This window comes from Vogesella oryzae (genome assembly GCF_902829295.1).
In the GTDB taxonomy this organism is placed as follows: Bacteria; Pseudomonadota; Gammaproteobacteria; order Burkholderiales; family Chromobacteriaceae; genus Vogesella; species Vogesella oryzae.
Genome location: NZ_CADEPL010000010.1, coordinates 64,618 through 83,511, shown reverse-complemented (window position 1 = coordinate 83,511; position 18,894 = coordinate 64,618). Strand labels below are relative to the sequence as shown.

Annotated in this window: 19 protein-coding genes; 4 read left to right on the top strand and 15 right to left on the bottom strand. The window is 63.1% G+C overall.

The window, feature by feature from the left end:
* Positions 1–87: 87 nt before the first annotated feature.
* Together HU218_RS04105 and HU218_RS04100 are read right to left on the bottom strand one after the other, a co-directional pair.
* Complete coding sequence (locus tag HU218_RS04105; RefSeq protein WP_174873667.1) at positions 88–927, bottom strand: class III extradiol dioxygenase family protein; 840 nt, start codon at positions 925–927, stop codon at positions 88–90.
* A 2-nt stretch (positions 928–929) separates the two neighbouring features.
* Positions 930–1,280: a protocatechuate 4,5-dioxygenase subunit alpha gene (locus HU218_RS04100; protein WP_217450707.1), complete on the bottom strand. Its 351-nt coding sequence runs from the start codon at positions 1,278–1,280 to the stop codon at positions 930–932.
* 86 nt (positions 1,281–1,366) lie between these two features.
* On the opposite strand from HU218_RS04100, the gene HU218_RS04095 reads away from it, so the two are divergent.
* Positions 1,367–2,281 carry a LysR family transcriptional regulator gene (locus tag HU218_RS04095; RefSeq protein ID WP_174873665.1) on the top strand — a complete coding sequence of 305 codons (915 nt, stop codon included), beginning with the start codon at positions 1,367–1,369 and terminating at the stop codon, positions 2,279–2,281.
* A gap of 105 nt (positions 2,282–2,386) precedes the next feature.
* Here the strand turns inward: HU218_RS04095 and HU218_RS04090 are convergent, their stop codons facing one another.
* The gene (locus HU218_RS04090; protein WP_281357110.1) at positions 2,387–2,929 is read right to left on the bottom strand and encodes a type 2 periplasmic-binding domain-containing protein; all 543 of its coding nucleotides are present in this window, start codon (positions 2,927–2,929) and stop codon (positions 2,387–2,389) included.
* Positions 2,930–3,046: 117 nt separating this feature from the next.
* Between HU218_RS04090 and HU218_RS04085 the strand changes: the two genes are divergently transcribed.
* Complete coding sequence (locus tag HU218_RS04085; RefSeq protein ID WP_174873663.1) at positions 3,047–3,676, top strand: pyrimidine 5'-nucleotidase; 630 nt, start codon at positions 3,047–3,049, stop codon at positions 3,674–3,676.
* Here the strand turns inward: HU218_RS04085 and HU218_RS04080 are convergent.
* Both HU218_RS04080 and HU218_RS04075 read right to left on the bottom strand, forming a co-directional pair.
* Positions 3,650–4,744 (bottom strand): VanZ family protein, encoded by a 1,095-nt coding sequence (locus tag HU218_RS04080; RefSeq protein WP_174873662.1) that lies wholly within the window; start codon positions 4,742–4,744, stop codon positions 3,650–3,652. The genes HU218_RS04085 and HU218_RS04080 overlap by 27 nt on opposite strands.
* Positions 4,745–4,867: 123 nt before the next feature.
* Entirely contained in the window at positions 4,868–5,470 is a 603-nt protein-coding gene (locus tag HU218_RS04075) for an OmpW/AlkL family protein (RefSeq protein WP_174873661.1), read from the bottom strand.
* Positions 5,471–5,620: 150 nt separating this feature from the next.
* Between HU218_RS04075 and ubiD the strand changes: the two genes are divergently transcribed.
* A complete protein-coding gene (ubiD, locus tag HU218_RS04070; RefSeq protein ID WP_174873660.1) occupies positions 5,621–7,096 on the top strand; it encodes a 4-hydroxy-3-polyprenylbenzoate decarboxylase in 1,476 nt (491 codons plus the stop codon).
* Positions 7,097–7,174: 78 nt separating this feature from the next.
* The gene (locus HU218_RS04065; RefSeq protein ID WP_174873659.1) at positions 7,175–7,528 is read left to right on the top strand and encodes a YggL family protein; all 354 of its coding nucleotides are present in this window, start codon (positions 7,175–7,177) and stop codon (positions 7,526–7,528) included.
* Between the two features lie 64 nt (positions 7,529–7,592).
* Here the strand turns inward: HU218_RS04065 and HU218_RS04060 are convergent, their stop codons facing one another.
* The 10 genes from HU218_RS04060 to HU218_RS04015 all read right to left on the bottom strand — a co-directional run bounded on the left by HU218_RS04060 (position 7,593) and on the right by HU218_RS04015 (position 18,892).
* The gene (locus tag HU218_RS04060; protein WP_174873658.1) at positions 7,593–7,961 is read right to left on the bottom strand and encodes a hypothetical protein; all 369 of its coding nucleotides are present in this window, start codon (positions 7,959–7,961) and stop codon (positions 7,593–7,595) included.
* Between the two features lie 53 nt (positions 7,962–8,014).
* The gene (locus HU218_RS04055) at positions 8,015–8,497 is read right to left on the bottom strand and encodes a GNAT family N-acetyltransferase (RefSeq protein WP_174873657.1); all 483 of its coding nucleotides are present in this window, start codon (positions 8,495–8,497) and stop codon (positions 8,015–8,017) included.
* A gap of 157 nt (positions 8,498–8,654) precedes the next feature.
* Positions 8,655–10,058: an aspartate ammonia-lyase gene (gene aspA / locus HU218_RS04050; protein WP_174873656.1), complete on the bottom strand. Its 1,404-nt coding sequence runs from the start codon at positions 10,056–10,058 to the stop codon at positions 8,655–8,657.
* A 169-nt stretch (positions 10,059–10,227) separates the two neighbouring features.
* Entirely contained in the window at positions 10,228–11,139 is a 912-nt protein-coding gene (locus HU218_RS04045; RefSeq protein WP_174873655.1) for a LysR substrate-binding domain-containing protein, read from the bottom strand.
* A 100-nt stretch (positions 11,140–11,239) separates the two neighbouring features.
* Positions 11,240–12,553, bottom strand: coding sequence for a dicarboxylate/amino acid:cation symporter (locus HU218_RS04040; protein WP_174873654.1), 1,314 nt, complete (start codon positions 12,551–12,553; stop codon positions 11,240–11,242).
* Positions 12,554–12,792: 239 nt separating this feature from the next.
* Positions 12,793–14,679 carry a polysaccharide biosynthesis protein gene (locus HU218_RS04035; protein ID WP_174873653.1) on the bottom strand — a complete coding sequence of 629 codons (1,887 nt, stop codon included), beginning with the start codon at positions 14,677–14,679 and terminating at the stop codon, positions 12,793–12,795.
* A 19-nt stretch (positions 14,680–14,698) separates the two neighbouring features.
* Positions 14,699–15,349 carry a sugar transferase gene (locus HU218_RS04030; RefSeq protein ID WP_281357109.1) on the bottom strand — a complete coding sequence of 217 codons (651 nt, stop codon included), beginning with the start codon at positions 15,347–15,349 and terminating at the stop codon, positions 14,699–14,701.
* Complete coding sequence (locus HU218_RS04025; RefSeq protein WP_174873652.1) at positions 15,349–16,512, bottom strand: DegT/DnrJ/EryC1/StrS family aminotransferase; 1,164 nt, start codon at positions 16,510–16,512, stop codon at positions 15,349–15,351. Before HU218_RS04025 ends, HU218_RS04030 begins: the two co-directional genes overlap by 1 nt.
* A 73-nt stretch (positions 16,513–16,585) precedes the next feature.
* Complete coding sequence (locus HU218_RS04020; RefSeq protein ID WP_174873651.1) at positions 16,586–17,626, bottom strand: acyltransferase family protein; 1,041 nt, start codon at positions 17,624–17,626, stop codon at positions 16,586–16,588.
* Positions 17,627–17,665: 39 nt separating this feature from the next.
* The gene (locus HU218_RS04015; RefSeq protein ID WP_174873650.1) at positions 17,666–18,892 is read right to left on the bottom strand and encodes a glycosyltransferase family 4 protein; all 1,227 of its coding nucleotides are present in this window, start codon (positions 18,890–18,892) and stop codon (positions 17,666–17,668) included.
* Between the last annotated feature and the right edge of the window lie 2 nt (positions 18,893–18,894).

Below are 18,894 nucleotides of genomic sequence, written 5' to 3'. Positions count from 1 at the left end.
GCAAACCGGCAGCGAATCCCGCTGCGCCTGCTGCCCGGCAGTCGGCAGCTGTCTTTACTGTAGCAAGCCGCTGCCTGCGCTGCCGCGCTAGTGGTTATCGAACAGCATCAGCCCGGCGGCGGTGTTGGAGATCGGGATGTGGTAGTTGCGGTGCAGCTCGCGCACTTCGCCGGTCAGCGCGGCGCGGGTGGCCACCCACATCAGCATTTCCACGCCCTGGGTGCCGGTGTACTCCACCAGCTGTTCGTTGCTGTACTGCGTCGCCCATTGCGGGTTGGCCGCCAGGCTGTCCATGAAACGCAGGTCGAACTCCTTGTTGATGAAGCCGGCGCGCTCGCCATCCAGCTGGTGCGACAGGCCGCCGGTACCGATGATCACCACCTTCAGGTCGTCCGGCAGCTTGGCGATGGCACGGCCAATGGCCTGGCCCAGCTTGTAGCAGCGGGTGGCGGACGGCAGCGGGTACTGCACGGTGTTGATACACACCGGGATGGTACGCACCGGCGGGGTCTCGTGCTGCGGCCACAGCAGCTTCATCGGCAGCGAGAAAGCATGATCGACCAGCATTTCCTGGCAGGTGGTGATGTCGAATTCGTCGGCCACCAGGCTGTTGATCAGCTGCCACGACAGCGCGGCGTCACCGGCAAACGGCGGCAGTGTCGGAATGCCCCAGCCTTCGTCGGCATTGCAGTACTGCCCGGCGGCGCCGACGGCAAAGGTCGGCATCTTGTCGAGGAAGAAATTCAGCCCGTGGTCGTTGTACAGCACGATGGCCACGTCCGGTTTGACTTCGTCCAGCCATTGCTGCACCGGGGTAAAGCCGTCAAAAAACGGTTTCCAGTACGCGTCCTGCTGCAGGTTCTGCGCGATGGCGCGGCCAATGGCCGGCACGTGCGAAGTGGTAATACCGCCTACGATCTTTGCCATGATTATTTCCCCGCTGCTACCAGCATCTGTTTGAACGCTTCCTTGCTCATGCCGGTCTGTGCGGCCCCCAGGTCCTGCACATCCAGCCCGAGGATGCCGGCGAACTTGGCCAGGTAGTAGACATTGCCACCGGCGGCCAACAGGCCCAGCACATCGCGCTCGCGGATGACGCGGGTCTGCTCGTCGTTCAGGCCGTACTGGCGACAGTAGCCGGCTTCGTCGGCGGCAAAGGCCTGACGGTTGGCCGCAACGTTGAACGAAAAGCACATCTTGTTGAGGGCGTAGCCCTTCATCGCCAGATCACCATCGAACAGATAGGTGCCGGGCACGTTGAATTTGCTGGTCTCTTGCACTGTGTTTCTCCTTGTTGCCCCGCGGGGTGATGCGTAGTATCGGCAAAGCAATACCCGGGATAAACACAGGGACATTGATAGCATTCATGAGCGATTTCGATTATTCGCACCTCGATGGCAAGCTGCTGCAACTGCTGCTGGCCATCATCGAGGCGCAATCGGTTACCGGAGCGGCGCAGCGGCTGGGGGTGACGCAGTCGGCGGTGTCGCACCTGCTGGGCAAACTGCGGCAGATCACCGGCGACCCGCTGTTTGTCAAATGCGGCCGCGGCATCGTGCCCACCGCCCGCGCCGAGGCGCTGGCGCTGCACGCGCGGCTGCTGCTGGACGATATGCGTCGCTTCGCCGCCGGCGACGAGTTCCATCCGGCCACGCTGCACACCACCTTCACCATTGCGGCCAACGATTTCCAGCGCGACCTGCTGCTGCCGCCGCTGTTGCAGCGGCTGCGCGCCCAGGCACCGGGGGTACGGCTGCGGGTGATTCCGTCCGATGTGCCGCGCGCCGAGCTGCTGCGCGACGACGACTGCCAGCTGGTGATCTCGCCGCGACCGCCGGACGCCAGCGACGTGCTGCACAAGCGGCTGTTCGAGGATGAATACCGGGTGTTCTACGATGCCGCGGTGCGCGAGGCGCCGCAGCGGCTGTCCGATTACCAGGCCGCCGAGCACATCACCGTGCTGTACAACCCGCGGCGCACGCTGGACGTGGACCAGCAACTGGCGGCACGCGGCATCGAGCGGCGCTTTGCCGTCAGCGTGCCCAGCTTTGCCGGCATCCCGGCCTTCCTGCACGGCAGCGACATGCTGGCCACCCTGCCCGGCCTGCTCGGGCGCGGGCTGATGCAGGCGTTTGCCAGCTGCCCGCTACCGGCCAGGGTTGGCCGCATGCCGATGTACATGATCTGGCACCTGCGCTACCGCCACGATCCGGCGCACAGCTGGCTGCGTGCCGAGCTGGAACAGGTGGTGGCCAGCGTGCTGGCCGGCACGACAACATAAAAGAACCCCCGTCCGGCAACCGCGGACGGGGGCAGCGCGGCCAGGCAGCATCCGGCCAGCAAATACCCCGCGCACCGTACCTCACGGCGGGCGGGGCCACACGGATTACGGGTTGTACTGTTTCACCAGCGCCGCGGCCTGGTCATGCAGTTGCTGGCCGTTCATGCCGTTGGCGCTGACCTCCCTGATCCATTCCCGGGTCACCGGCGCGGTGGCCTTGCGCCACAATGCCACTTCGGCCGGTGCGATCTGGTACACAGTGTTGCCGCGCGCCAGTGCCGCCTTGCGGCCCTCGGCATCGCCATCGTTGATCACCTTGGCAAAGGCGGCAGACGTCTCGCGGCCGCTGTTGTCGTCGAGCACTTTCTTCTGCGCCGGCGACAGGCTGTCGTACTTGGCCTTGTTCATCACGAAGATCATGGTGGCGGTGGACAGCGCGTTGTCGGCCGGATACTCGGCATGGAATTTCACCAGCTCGTGCAGCTTGGTGGCCGGCACCACTTCCCACGGCACCAGCGTGCCGTCGATCACACCCTTGGAAATGCTTTCCGCCATCTGCGTCACCGGCATGCCCACCGGCACCGCGCCCAGCGCGGCCAGGGTCGAACTATACCCACCCGACCCAAACCCGTCAACACCCCGCCACACAAAAACACCGACAAAATCGATAAGCTATTGATTTAAATAATTACAAAAACAGCGATACACTTTCAATTTTGCCGCGCTACACTGCCAGCTCATATTTTCACGCGATGAATAGTGCAGATGAACTGGCTATTTGACCTAGACGAAACCCTGCATCATGCCGGCCATGCGGTATTTCCGCGGATCAGCCAGCGTATGACCGACTATATCGTGCAGCATCTTGGCTATGACCAACATGCGGCCAACCAACTGCGCACGCACTACTGGCGCCGCTATGGCGCAACACTTGGCGGACTGGTCCGCCACCACCAAGTCTCGGCCGATCATTTCCTGCGCTTCACCCATGATATGGATGAGTTGCTGCCCTGGATCAATTACAGCAATCGCTTGCCGCAATTGCTACGCGCCCTGCCTGGCCGCAAGTGGGTTTTTTCGAATGGTCCACAACATTATGTAGAGGCCATCACCGCCCATCTTGGTATCGGTCACCTGATCAGCCGTTGCTATGGCATAGAAGCGCTGGGCTACAAACCCAAACCGCGCAGCTACGGCTATTTACATGTGCTACGCGATGCCGGCCTGACGGCAGGACAGTGTGTCATGATAGAAGACACTGCGGCCAACCTTAGAACCGCGAAACGCCTCGGAATGCAAACAGTGTGGATCAACCAGAAACAGTTCAAACCAGCCTGGGTTGACTGGCGCATTACCAAACTGCAGCAATTAACCTCGATACCGTTGCGGGGCTAACTGCTGCCACAAACCGAGCATCAAACACAATAATGCCGTTACCGGCCACAGGTCGGACAAAAAGTCCACCAGGGCGCTCATATTGTGCAGATGGCCATATGGCCAGCGGAATAGCGACATAAAGTCAGCTTGCATCCCCCCTAACGGCCACAGCACCGCGGCCATCTGGGCAATCGCCAGCGCAACCATCGCACAAAGGGTTTGCACCGTGCGATTGCATCGGCTCAATAGCCAGCAGAGCAGGAAACCAGCGGCCCAGCCGGTGACCAGATGCGGGTTAACCCACTGAAAGAAGGCGATCGGCTTAAGCAGGACACCCGCCGCCAGCAGTTTCAGCAGCCAGGCAGACAGCAATATCAGGAAGATGGCTTGGCCACGCTCGGCCTTGGCCACGATAAAGCAGGTTACAAACAGGCAAACCGCCACCATATTGCTGGCGGCTCCGCCGGCTTCCAGCAAGAACAGGAATAGTCGCGGATTTTCCAGCGGCGACAGATAGGGCTGCGGCAAGCCTTGCGGGTAAGCCACCACGCCGAACAACGGCAACGCCGGATTGAGCTGGGTAAGAAACCACAATCCGGTGGCCAGCAAGGCGTAATCGGCAGCGCTGTCGGCAACAAAATGGCGACGACGCCATTGCCGCAGATGGTGCCAGCGCTTACGCACCCACGGGGAAATCGCCAGTGTTGCGCCGATTAATGCCCCAGCCAGGTTGCACAACACATCCAGATTGGAAGCGATCCGCGTCGGCAGGAATTCCTGCATGAACTCTGCACCGATACTGGTTACCGCCGCAACCAGCATGGCAACCAGCAGCGAAAACCAGCGAGGCAGCAGCAGCAACGCCAGACTGAAGCCGTAGGGGATATAGATCAGCAGGTTGGCCGCATTATCAAACGGCCTGCTGTAATACGGCAGAGGATAGAACAGAAACTCGAACAGCGGCCGCCCGCTATAGCTCCAACCGGAAAAGGGATACAAACTCAGAAAAATGATGATGACCGCGTTGATCAGTGCTGCATACAGCACGACATGACTACGAGAAGCGCGAGCGGGAAAGGCGGCCATCGCCAGATACATTCCGGAGAAATAACCGGGCAAGGATACCCAGCGCCCTGTACGGGCACAAGAAACAAGCAATAAAAAGAGGCGCCGCAGCGCCCCTTTCGAGTAAAGACCATCCAGTCCGGATTAGAACTTGGTGCCGATACCCACGCTGGTAACCAGCGGGTTGATCTCAAGAGTACCAACATCGCTACCAGCAACGCTGGAGTGTACATCGGTCTTGATCCAGATTTTCTTCACATCAAAGTTGATGAAAACATTCTTGGTGACCGGAATATCCATACCTACCTGCAGCGCCGGGCCAAAGCTGTTCTTTTTGACCGACAACCCCAAACCGGAATTATCGCTCAGACCGTAGAAACGGGTGTAGTTGATACCGGCACCCACGTACGGGCGGAACTGCCCTTCCGGTGCGAAGTGATACTGTACGGTCAGTGTCGGCGGCAGCACTTTAACGGAGCCGATATTGCTGCCACTGGAAGTAATGTCATGCTTGGAAGTACCCAGAATCAGTTCGGCACCGATGTTGTCGGTGAACATGTAGGTAAAATCCAGTTCCGGAATGGTGTCGTCCTTCACATCCACATGGTAAGTGCTATCAATCAAGCCACTTACCGAAGTCTCCGGGTTCACGTTAGCAATACGGAAGCGGGCCAGAATATCGCCTTGCGCAGCAAAGGCAGAAGTGGACAGCGCGGCAACCAGGGCAGCAACAGCAAACTTTTTCATCTTTGATCTCCAAACATTTACCTGACACTAGAACCTTGCGCAGCCACTGCCAGCGGTTGACTTGGCGTAAAGCCGACAGTAGCTTGCGACGTTGAAGAAAGCTTATCCCTGCGCTGAAAAGGGCTTTTTGCGCTAGATCATGAAAGCAACATGAAATACAACGACCTGCGGGACTTCATGTCCCAGCTTGAGTCGCAAGGCGAACTCAAGCGCATTGCGGTGCCGGTGTCCCCGCACCTGGAAATGACCGAAATCGGCGACCGTGTACTGAAAGCCGGCGGCCCGGCGCTGCTGTTCGAACAGCCACAACAAGGCGACAAGCGCTACGACATCCCGGTGCTGGCCAATCTGTTCGGCACCCCCAAGCGGGTGGCGATGGGCATGGGCGCATCTGACGTGATGCAGCTGCGCGATATCGGCAAGACCCTGGCCTACCTGAAAGAGCCGGAACCGCCGAAGGGGCTGCGCGATGCCTGGGACAAACTGCCGCTACTGAAGCAGGTGCTGTCGATGGCGCCGAAAGAAGTGAAAAAGGCGCCATGCCAGCAGATCGTGTGGGAAGGCAACGAAGTCGATCTCGCCCGCCTGCCGATCCAGCATTGCTGGCCGGGCGATGTGGCTCCACTTATCACCTGGGGCCTGACCGTGACGCGCGGCCCGCACAAGAAACGCCAGAATCTCGGTATCTACCGCCAGCAGGTGATCGGCCGCAATCGCGTGATCATGCGCTGGCTGGCGCACCGTGGCGGCGCGCTGGACTACCGTGAATTCCGTGCGGCCAACCCGGACAAGCCCTATCCGGTAGCGGTGGTGCTGGGCTGCGACCCGGCGACAATCCTCGGCGCGGTGACCCCGGTACCGGACACGCTGTCCGAATACCAGTTCGCCGGCCTGCTGCGTGGCAGCCGGACGGAACTGGTGCAATGTATCGGCTCGGACTTGCAGGTACCGGCCAGCGCCGAAATCGTACTGGAAGGCCACATCCATCCGGACGACATGGCAATGGAAGGTCCGTACGGCGATCACACCGGCTACTACAACGAGCAGGACAGCTTTCCGGTATTCACCATCGACCGCATCACCATGCGCGAGAACCCGATCTACCACAGCACCTACACCGGTAAACCGCCGGATGAGCCGGCAGTGCTGGGCGTGGCGCTGAACGAGGTGTTCGTGCCTATCCTGCAGAAGCAGTTTCCGGAGATTGTGGATTTCTACCTGCCGCCGGAAGGCTGCAGCTACCGCATGGCGGTGATCAGCATCAAGAAACAGTACCCGGGCCACGCCAAGCGCGTGATGATGGGCTGCTGGAGCTTCTTGCGTCAGTTCATGTACACCAAGTTCATCGTGGTGGTGGACGACGACGTCAACACCCGCGACTGGAAAGAAGTGATCTGGGCGATTACCACCCGCATGGACCCGGTGCGCGACACCACGCTGATCGACAATACACCGATCGACTATCTGGACTTCGCCAGTCCAATTTCCGGCCTCGGCGGCAAGATGGGGCTGGATGCCACCAACAAGCTGCCGGGTGAAACCAGCCGCGAATGGGGCACCCCGATCGTGATGGATGCCGCCACCCGCCAGCGGGTGGACACGCTGTGGCAACAATTGGGGCTGTAAACTGCACGCAAATGCAGCGGCCAACCCTGGTCGCCGCTGTTATCATGCCGCTTCTGATTTCTGAAAGAGTTTCACATCATGACCAACGCCAACTCCCGTAACCGCCTGAAACGTCTGAACAGCCGCCAGCGCAAGAAACTGCGCGTCGGTGAATTCCAGGAACTGGGCTTTACCGTGGTCGCCACCCTGAGCTGCGACGAAGCTGCCAGCGACGCGTTCCTGAACGACTGGCTGGAAGCCGTGGATGCCCAGGGCGTGAGCTTTGGCGGCCACTACAACCAGGGCGAACTGGACGGTATCGTGTTCCCGGTTGGCGCCAGCAAGATCAGCGCCGAACTGCGCGCCGGCCTGGTGGCCTGGCTGCAAGGCCGCAAGGAAATCTCCCAGCTGCAGGCTGGTGAACTGATGGATGTATGGCATAGCCACTGGTAAGCCCGGCGGCCAGTAACATCAGGAACGGCTCCCGCGGGAGCCGTTTTTCATTGCGGATGGCTATTTAGCGCAAGGCTTGCCGCGCATAGGCCAGCAGGCCGTCATTGCCGTGGCGATGGCAGGCGCTGACACAGCGTTGGCCGCAACGCCACAGTGGCCGCAAGGGACGGGCGGGACGCGGCGCCGCCAGCAACTGCGCCCAGTAATGCATACCGGCATCGAAGCAATCGTACCCCAGCGCCAGCCAGTGGCGGCGCAGCTGTTGTTGCCAGCGCGGCCACTGCTCGTTACCGCTGGCGGCATCCAGCCACAGATGCGCACAGCTCAAACCGTTGGCGCGATGCCATGCCTGCCAGCTCTGCCGCTGCGCCCGCTGGCAACACAGCCAGGCATCCGCTAGCGCCGATACCTTTCCCCGCAGCAGGGCAGCCATAGCCGCCTCCTATTGTGCATTGCAACAATAACGGTATAGCCCAGCCGTCCGGCCTATAACAAGTCTTTTTCCAGCCACACGATGCCATAATCCGGCGCCCGCGGGTGCGGCTCCTCGCCGATTGGCACATAGCCGCAACGCAGGTAGAACGCCAGATTGCCCGGCAGCTTGCGGCGGATCGACAAGCGCAGCCGCACATAACCCAGCGCCCGCGCCTGTGGCTCCAGCCATGCCAGCAGCTGTTGGCCGCAACCCTGCCCCTGCATCTCCGGCAGCACCGCCACGCGCTTGATCTCCGCCACCCCGGCTTGCGGCGTCGGCAACAGGCAAGCGGTCGCCACGGCTCGCCCCGCCTGCTCGCCAAGTGCAAACTGCTGGCCCTGTTGCAGCCGCTGCCGCAGGGTGGCGGCATCTTCATCCAGCGCCGTCGGACGGCTGGAAACCACCGCCAGCAGCGGCGCAAACGCGCCCTGCAACACGCTACGGATGGCCTCGACATCGGCCTCGCCGGCCAGGCGGCATACCAGCTTGTCCATATCCCCTCCTGATTGCGCCCCAGCCTGACAGAAGCAAAAAAATGCCGCAACGCCTTGCGACGTTGCGGCCAACCCTTCTTATCGCCTGTTCACATACTTTCCGAGACCGTAAAAGCAGATGCGCAGGCGGCTTCACACTACAAGGAGGGGGACAAACTCAGATTTCCACCCAGCGCGGGCTGGTCAGCGCCGCCGGTTGCAGCACGGTATCCAGCTGCGCCTGGGTGAGCAGACCGCGACGCAGCACGATGTCGTACACGCTGCCGCCGGTCTGGTGGGCTTCCAGCGCCACTTCGGTGGCAGCGGCATAGCCGATATAGGGGTTAAGCGCGGTCACCAGCCCTACCGAGCGATGCACGGTGTCCAGCAGGTAATCGCGGTTGGCGGTGATACCGACCACGCAGTTTTCGCGCAGCGTGTCGCAGGCATTGGCCAGATGGCCGATGCTGCGCGACAGGCTGTAGGCGATCACCGGTTCGAAGGCATTGAGCTGCAACTGGCCGGCTTCCGCCGCCATGGTCACCGTCATGTCGTTGCCGATCACTTCGTAAGCTACCTGGGTTACCACTTCCGGAATCACCGGATTGACCTTGCCCGGCATAATCGACGAACCGGCCTGCCGTGCCGGCAGATTGATTTCGCCGAGGCCAGCACGCGGGCCGGACGACAACAGCCGCAGGTCGTTGCAGCTCTTCGACAGCTTGACTGCCACGCGCTTGAGCACGCCGGACAGCTGCACGAAGGCGCCGCAATCCTGGGTGGCTTCGATCAGGTTGGGCGCGGTCTCCAGCGCCAGGCCGGTCAGCGCCGACAGCTTCTCGCACACCAGCGGGGTGTAGTCCGGGTGGGCGGTAATGCCGGTGCCGATGGCGGTGGCGCCAAGGTTGATTTCCAGCATCAGTGCGCTGGCTTCATACAACCGCTGCTCGTCCTCACCCAGCATCACTGCATAGGTGCGGAACTCCTGCCCCAGCGTCATTGGCACCGCGTCCTGCAATTGGGTGCGGCCCATTTTCAGCACGTCGGCAAATTCGTCGGCCTTGTCGTCGAAGGCATCGCGCAGCCGCGCCATCGCTGCCAGCAGCCGCTGCACGCCCCAGAACGTCGCCAGTCGCAGCGCCGTCGGGTACACGTCGTTGGTGCTCTGCCCCATGTTGACGTGCTCGTTGGGGTGCAGGTGCTGATACTCGCCCTTGCCGTGGCCCAGCAGTTCCAGCGCGCGGTTGGCGATCACCTCGTTGGCGTTCATGTTGGTGGAAGTGCCGGCACCACCCTGGATCACGTCGACCACAAACTGGTCGTGCAGCTTGCCGGCGCGGATTTCCTCGCACGCCAGCACAATGGCGTCCTTGTGATGCGTGGCCAGCAGCCCCAGCTGGTGGTTGGCCTGCGCCGCCGCCTGCTTGATCACCGCCAGCGCGCGGATCAGATCAGCCTGGCTGCCGATAGTCTGGCCGGTGATGGGGAAGTTCTCGATGGCACGCAGGGTATGCACGCCCCAGTAAGCATGCGCCGGCACTTCGCGGTCGCCGAGCAGATCGTGTTCCAGACGGGTAGCCATGGTGTGTGTTCTTGGTGGTGTTGGGTGCTGCGCAATGTAGCGCCAGCCACCAGATCACCGCCAATTCCGAATGCCGATCGACCCATGCAGGATTTGCATCATCGGCAAAAACATGGTGCCAGACGCAAAAAAGGCCGCATCTGCGGCCAACCTGCTGCCTCCGTGCGGTTTACACCGCCGGGTACCGCGCGGCCAGGCGTTGCCACAAGGCATCCAGCGCCGGCAACTCGCGGCGCGCGTCGCGATAAACGCGGATTTCCATCTGCAGCGACCAGTCATCGTCGCCGGCCAGCGTCAACTGCCCGCCATCCAGCTCGCGCTTGACGGCACTCTGCGGCAGGAACGCCATGCCGTGCCCTTCCAGCACCATGGCTTTCAGCCCTTCGGCCATATCGGTTTCGAAGCAGCGCTGCAGCGCCGCCGGCGTGGCCGCCCGTTCCAGGATCAGCTCGACCATGCGGTGGAAATAGGCGTTCGGGCCGTAGGCCAGAAACGGAATCGGCAAGCGTTCCTCGCCCGGCAGTTGCCACTCCGCCGTACCGTCCGGCAGCTGGCGGGTGAACGGCCGCAGCGTCTCGCTGCCCAGCACCAGCGCCTGGTAGCGCTCGGCGGGCAATTCCACCGGATGGCGCGGATGGTGGTAGCACAGCATCAGGTCGGCGTTGCCTTCGGCCAGTGCCACTACCGCGTCGTGGACGTTGTGCGCCAGCAGCCGCCAGGATATCTCGCTGACCGCCTCGTGCTCCTCGGCCAGCCAGCGCGGCACGAAACCGAACGACAAAGTATGCGGCACCGCCAGCGTCAGTGTGGCGGCATCGGCCGCCTGCAGCGCGCGCAACTGGCTGCGGGTGCTGCTCAGCTCGCCCACCAGCACGCGCGCCTTCTCGCGCAGCATCTCGCCGGCCGGCGTCAGCTGCGTCGGCCAGGTGGTGCGGTCGATCAGGTCGGCCCCCAGCCAGCTTTCCAGCGACTTGATGCGGCGCGAGAACGCCGGCTGCGTCAGGTGGCGCAGCTCGGCCGAACGGGTGAAGCTGCCGGTCTCGGCCAACAGCAGAAAATCTTCCAGCCAGCGGGTATCCATCGGGGACTCCAGCACAAGTTGGCCGCATGCTACACCACTGCGCGCCAGACGCAAAAAAGCCGCCCGCAGGCGGCTTGTCGGCACAGCGTAACAGCGGCGATCAGGCCTGCTGTTTGGCGAATGCCGGCTCCAGTTCCTGACGCGGTTCCGGATCGATATCGTCGTCTTCGTCCAGCTCCGGCTGGGCGGCACCCAGCGCGTTCTCGCTCTTGGCCACCACGCTGGCAGCCAGCGCGTTACCCAGCACGTTGGTAGCGGAACGGCCCATGTCGAGGAAGTGATCCACGCCCAGCAGCAGCAGCAGGCCGGCTTCCGGAATATTGAACTGTGCCAGGGTGGCGGCAATCACCACCAGCGAGGCGCGCGGCACGCCGGCCATGCCCTTGGAGGTCACCATCAGGATCAGCATCATGGTGATTTCCTGCGACAGCGACAGGTTGATGCCATAGGCCTGGGCAATGAAGATACTGGCAAAAGTGCAGTAGATCATCGAGCCATCGAGGTTGAACGAGTAGCCCATCGGCAGCACGAAGCTGGCGATGCGGTCGCTGCAACCGAAACGCTTCAGGCGATCGAGGGTCTTCGGGTAGGCGGCTTCGGAGCTGGCGGTGGAGAACGCCAGCAGTGCCGGTTCACGTACCGCCACCAGCAGTTCGAACACGCGGCGCTTGAGGAACACGCTGCCCATCAGCAGCAGGCACAGCCACAGCATGCCCAGCGTCAGATAGAACTGCGCCATGAAGCTGCCGTAGGTCGACAGGATGCCCAAGCCTTCCTTGGCCACCATGCTGGCAATCGCCGCGAACACCGCGAACGGCGCGAAGTTCATCACATAGCCGGTGACTTTCAGCATGATGTGCGCCACGGCATCGATGGCGTCGATCAGCCCCTTGGCCTTGTCGCCGACGGCGGCAGCGGCGGTGCCGAAGAATACCGAGAACACCACGATGGACAGGATCTCGTTCTTGGCCAGCGCATCGAACACGCTCTTCGGAATCAGGTGACCGATGAAGTCCTTCAGCGTCAGCGCGCCCTTCTCGATACCGGAACTGGCGGCCACGTCCGGCAGCGGCAGGCCCAGCCCTACGCCCGGCTTGAGCAGATTGACCATGATCAGGCCCAGCGACAGCGACACGAAAGACGCGGTCACGAACCAGCCCATGGTTTTGGCGCCGATGCGGCCAACGGTGGCGGAGTCGCCCATGCGCGCGATGCCTACCACCAGGGTGGAGAACACCAGCGGCGCGATGATCATCTTGATCAGGCGCAGGAAGATGTCGGTCAGAATGGAAAGCTGGTCAGCGAAGGCGTTGATGGCCTCCGGGCTGCCGGCATATTCACGCCAGCCATAGCCGGCGACGATACCCAGCAGCATGGCTGCCAGAATCATGGCGGTAAGTCGGTTGATTTTCACGGTGGTTTCCCTGTGCTGTCATCACGAAAAACCCCCTTTGTAGTGTGAAGTCGTTGTGTCTTCGGCCCTCTGCGGGGCCTGAAAAAACCGGCGGGGACCGGTCTTCATCGCGGGAAACTGCGGCCTCCCGTCGTGAAGGGGTGGGATTAAAGCAGAAAATGCGGAGCTTGCCAGCTATCGCTTTCCCTGATGGCGCAAAAAACCCCGCCGGCATGGGCGGGGTGTTGTAGCGATGGTACTCAGCCCTGGCGGGCCAGACTGATCCAGTCCACAGTGCGCTCGGCCGCCTTGAACTCGTGCACCACCTCCTGCAGCAGGGCAAACGCCCGCGGCGCGTCCAGCTGTTCACAGGCGCTCGCCAGCTGCGCCAGGTATTGATCCAGCTCGGCGGCCGGCAGGTGGTACTCCTGCGCACGCATGATGCGCGGGTGGTCGGTGGCCAGCACGCCGTCGCCGATCAGCAGCTCCTCGTACAGCTTCTCGCCCGGACGCAGGCCGGTGCAGCGAATCTCGATATCGCCATGCGGATTGTGCTCGTCGCGCACTTCCAGCCCGGACAGATGCACCATGCGTCGCGCCAGGTCGGCGATCTTCACCGGCTCGCCCATGTCCAGCACGAACACGTCGCCGCCCTCGCCCATCGCGCCGGCCTGGATCACCAGTTGCGCCGCCTCGGGGATGGTCATGAAGTAACGGGTGATGTCCGGATGGGTCAGCGTCACCGGGCCGCCGGCGGCAATCTGGCGCTTGAACAGCGGCACCACCGAGCCGGAGCTGCCCAGCACATTGCCAAAGCGCACCATCACAAAACGGGTGCGGCTGCCGGCGGCATGGCGCGCCTGCAGCGCCAGCTCCGCCAGCCGCTTGGTGGCGCCCATCACATTGGTTGGCCGCACCGCCTTGTCGGTGGAAATCAGCACAAAAGTCGCCACCCCGGCCGCTTCCGCCGCCCGCGCGCAGGTATCGGTACCGAAAGCATTGTTGACGATGCCGGCCAGCGGATTGTGCTCCACCAGCGGCACATGCTTGTAGGCGGCGGCGTGGTACACCGTTTCCACCGCGAACACCTGCAGTACCGAAGTGAGCCGTGACAGGTCGGTAACCGTGCCCAGCACCGGCACCCGCTCCACCGCCGGCGCCAGCCGCGCCAGCTCCTGGTCGATGCTGTACAGCGCGAATTCGGTCAGCTCGAACAACACGATGCGCGCCGGCTGCTGCTTGACGATCTGCCGGCACAGCTCGGAGCCGATGGAGCCGCCGGCACCGGTAACCATCACCACCTTGCCGCGGATGTTAGCCGCCAGCAGCTCGCCACGCGGCGGCACCGGGTCGCGGCCCAGCAGGTCTTCGATCTCCACCTCGCGCAGCTCGTCCACCCGCACCTCGCCGGACACCAGGTCGGCCATGCCCGGCAGCCGCTTGATCGGCACGTGCAGCCTTTCCAGCTGCTCCAGTATCTGGCGGTGGCGACCACGACTGGCCGACGGCAGCGCCAGCAGGAGCAGCTGCGCATCGGTATCGTCCACCAGCTCGGCCAGCGTTTTCGGGTCATGCACCATCAAGCCGCGGTAGGTACGACCCCACAGCTGCGGGTTATCGTCGACAAACGCCATCGGCCGGTATTCGCGGCCTTCCTGCAATGCCACCATCAGCTGCAGGCCGGCACGGCCGGCGCCGTAGATGATGACCGGCCGCCGCGGCGCATCCAGCGCGTCGATACGGCGCACCACCCCGCGCAGCAGGAAGCGGCTGCCACCGATATAGGCCATGGCGAACACCCAGAAGATGATGATGGCGGTACGCGGCATCGGGCCGATGCCGGCCATCAGCACCACCGCCATCAACACCAGCACCGACAGCGACACGCCGATGAACACGGTGTAGACGATACGGTCGTCAAGGAACTTCAGCACCGCGCGGTACAGCCCCAGCTTGATGAAGATCGGCAGCACCCACAGCGGCGGCACCGCGAAAATCCACAAATACGGGTCCAGCTTCGGATCCCAGTTGCCGCCCAGGCGCAGCAACACCGCGCTCCACAGCGCCAGCGGCAGCAGCAGCGCATCCAGCAGCATCAACAGCGCCATCTTGTGATGACGCGAGAAGGAAAGCATTTTTTCCAGCATGGCTCGTTTTACCGACGCATCAGCGCGTCACAATCTTCAGCAGGGTAGCCAGGATGATCTTCACATCCCCGGCCAGGGTGTAACTCCGCGCATAACGCTGGTAGTACGCCAGTTTTTCCGGCAGCACCTGCTCGATATAGGCGCGCTCCGGATCGGCGGCCTTACCCAGAATCTCGTTCTCGTCGATCATCCTGATCGACGCCCAGTCGGTAATGCCCGGCCGCACCGACAGCACCAGCTCCTTCACCCCGTCCGGGTAATGTGCCACGTACTTGGGCACTTCCGGGCGCGGGCCGACCAGGCTCATATCGCCGAACAGCACGTCCAGCAACTGCGGCAGCTCGTCGAGCTTGGTCTTGCGCAGGATATGGCCAGCGCGGGTAACGCGGCTGTCCGCGCCCACCGTCAGCTGGCCGGCAGCCTCGGCGCCGATCTTCATGGTGCGGAACTTGTGGATGCGGAACAGCTGCCCGCCGCGGCCAACCCGCAGCTGACGGAAAAACACTGGTCCTGGCGAATCCAGCTTCACCCACAGCGCGATCAGCACTAGCAGCGGCCACAGCAGCGCCAGCCCGGCCAGCACTGCCAGCAGGTCGAACAGCCGCTTCAGCACTGGCGAGCCGTGGGATGCGGCCAACGTTGGCCGCAGAGTATCAGGCGCCTGCGCCATCACTTGCCCAGCAACTGGCGTACGGCAGCGATGACGCGGCTCTGGTCGTCATCCGTCATGCGGGTATACAGCGGCAGCGTCACTTCGGCTTCGAACGCGGCGTCGGCCACCGGGAAGTCCTCGCACTTCAGGCCGTAACCGTCGCGCCATACCGGCTGGCGGTGCAGCGGAATGAAGTGCACCGAGCAACCGATGCCCTTCTCCGCCATCTGCACGATGAAATCGTCGCGGCTGATACCGGCTTCCGGCTTGAGGCGCACCGGATACAGATGCCAGGCGTGGTTGCTGCCAGCGTCCACCGGACGCGCCGGCAGGATCAGCGGCAGGTCGGCCAGTTCGGCATCAAAGCGTGCGGCCAACCTTTCGCGTTTCTGCAGGAAGGCGTTGATCTTCTTCAGCTGGTGAATGCCCATCGCCGCGGCGGTGTCCGGCATGTTGTACTTGAAGCCGGGCGCGACCACCTCGTAATACCAGGCCGGCGTCTTCGAGGTGTAGCGGTCGAAGGCATCGCGGCTGATACCGTGCAGGCGCATCACCTTGCAGCGGGCGATGATGTCCTTGTTCTTGGACACCACCATGCCGCCTTCGCCGGTGGTCATGGTCTTGTTTGCGTAGAAGCTGAACACGGTCACGTCGGAATCCAGCGTACCGATCAGCTTGCCCTTGTACCAGGTGGGCATCGCGTGGGCGGCGTCTTCGACGATCTTCAGCCCGTGCTCGCGGGCGATGGCGATGATGGCGTCCATATCGCAGGCGAGGCCGGCAAAATGCACCGGCATGATCGCCTTGGTCTTGGCGGTGATCGCGGCACGGATCGCCTCCGGGCGGATATTGAAGGTGAGCGGATCGACATCCACGATCACCGGATGCGCGCCGAGATAGCGCACCACCTCGGCGGTGGCAGTAAAGGTGTAAGACGGCACGATCACCTCATCGCCCTCGCCCACCCCCACCGCTTCCAGTGCCAGATGCAGGCCGGCCGTGGCGGAGTTGACCGCAATCGCTTCCACGCCGTCACCGATAAAGGCCGCAAAATCAGCCTCGAACTGCTTGGTCTTGGGGCCGGTGGTCACCCAGCCGGAACGCAGCGCGTCGACCACTTCATTGATTTCGTCTTCGCCGATGTCCGGCAGGGCGAAAGGTAAAAATTTCTGTTCAGCCATTATGTTGTCTTTCATTACCAGCCGGTGGCACGCTGCCACCGGGTAAACATGCTTGCGGCCAACCTTGGCCGTCTTATTTCAATTTATCCGCCAGCCGCTTGCCGATCTTTTGCGTCGGCAGCTCCACCAGACGGTTGATCGCCACCGCCAGGTACCAGGTCGCCGCCAGCGCGATGGCCACCATCAGCCACCACGGGGTGCCGTATTGTGCCAGCGCGAACAGGATTGCGTAACCGGCCAGCGAGTGGCACACGTACCAGGCGTAGCTGACACTGGCTACCCGTGTCAGCAGCGGCGCGGCCACCAGCCGCGGCCACAGCGCGCCGGCGATGAACAGCGCGATGCCGATGCCGTAACTGGCGTACAGCTCGATGCTGCCCCAGTTGGTGACCCACACGAACAGCGCCAGCAGCGCGATGAAGTGCGCCACCGTCTCCAGCCGGCCGGCCTGGCCGGTGCGGTAGAAGTACAGCCAGCAGCCGGCGAACATCAGCGGGAAGTAGCAGACGATGGTCTGCAGGTTGTTGACCGGCGCAAAGCGCGTCAGCCACGCCACCAGCGGCAGCAGCAGCCAGATCGCCCACTTGATGCGGCGGCCGGTGAGCGCGAACACCGTGCCGAGCATGGCGTAGAACCACAGCTCCACCTTCAGCGTCCACATCACCGGGTCGATGTTGCGCCCGCCCAGCCAGTCCTGGAACGCGATGCTGACGTGGCCGAGTACGTCGGCGCGGGTGACATCGAACGCGCCGCCCGGCAAGCGCGCGGCCAGCCACAGCGCCAGCACGCTCAGCGCCAGCCCCGCCCAGTAGGTGGGGTAGATGCGGAACAGCCGCGACACCGCGAAGCGCGCCGCCCCCATGCGGGTCAGCGACAGCGGGATCAGCAGCCCGGAGATCAGCAGGAACAGCCCCACCCCCACCGCGCCGAGGTTGAACGGCAGCACGAAGGAGGCGCCGTGGTAGCCGTCGAGCGGCGGCAGGTGCATCACCTCGGCGATGCGGTCGCGGCGCTGCCAGAAAATCTGGGTGTAATGGAACAGCACCACGGCCAGCATGGCCAGCCCGCGCAGGCCGTCGGCGAAGTCGAAGCGGATATGTGGTTGCTGGCTCATGCCTGTCCTTGTCTGCTGCGGCCAACGTTGGCCGCACGCTTAGCGAATGCCCTGCAAAAAGCGCCGCGCCAGCACTGCGTAATCGTGTTTTGCCAGCACGTAGGATTTGCCGGCGGCCCCCATGCGGCCACGCTCGTTGGCGGTGGTGTTCATGATGCGGCGCAGGGCGCCGGCGATGGCGGCCGGGTCTTCCGCGCCGACACTGATGCCGGCGCCAGCCTCGGCCACCATGTCGTTGCCAGCTTCCACCGAATGCACCACCGGCTTGGCGGCCATCAGGTAGTCGAACAGCTTGTTGGGATTGATGCCGAAGCGGTAGATCGGCAACTTGCGCCAGCCGATGTACAACGCATCGCACTCGGCGAGGAAGGCCGGTACCGCGCGCTTGGGGATGGACGGCAGGAAGCTGACATTGGTCAGCCCCAGCTGCTGTGCCTGCGCCACCAACGCCGCCTTGTCCGGGCCATCACCCACCAGCACGATGTGCAGTTTGTCGCCCTGCAGCTGGCTGGCCGCCAGCAGCAGGAAATCCAGCGCATTGGCCAGGCCATGGCCACCGGCGTAGCCGACAATAAAGCGCCGGTCGGCCTTCAGTTCCGCCAGCCGCATGCGGTGTTCGGCCGGCAGCGGCTCGCTGGCGCCCTGCCATTCGGCCACGTCCACGCCGTTGGGAATCACCACGTATTTTTCCGGCGCCATGCCGTGCGCCATCATGTAGTCCTTCGCGCACGGCAGCATGGACACCACGGTATCGGCTTTCTTGTAGCCGAAGTCCTCCGCCCACTGCAGCAGGCGGATGAACGGATGCTTCGGGCTCATGCCGCCCACTTCCACCGGCGTCAGCGGCCACAGGTCGTGCACCTCGTACACCAGCTTGGCCCCGGTCTTGCCGGCGATGAACGCCGCCGGCACGGTATCCAGCGGATAGGTGGAGGAGGCGATCACCACATCCGGCCGCCACTGTTTGAGATAGCGCCCGGACAGCCCCATCACCCGGCCGAGGAAACGGAAGATGTTGATCACCCGCTTCAGGCCGTTGCCCTCGTACTTCGGCGTCTTGCACCAGGTGTAGCGGATGCCGTCGATGTCCTGGTCGGCGTAGTTGCTGCTCAGCACCGGGTTGTGCTGGCGCAGGTGGGAATAATCTGCGGCCAACATGTGCACTTCGTGCCCGGCCTTGACCCATTCGCGCGCCAGGTAGTAGGGGCGGAATTCCATGCCGTGCTGCGGGCTGCCGGCGTAATGGTTGATGTAGAGAATGCGCACGC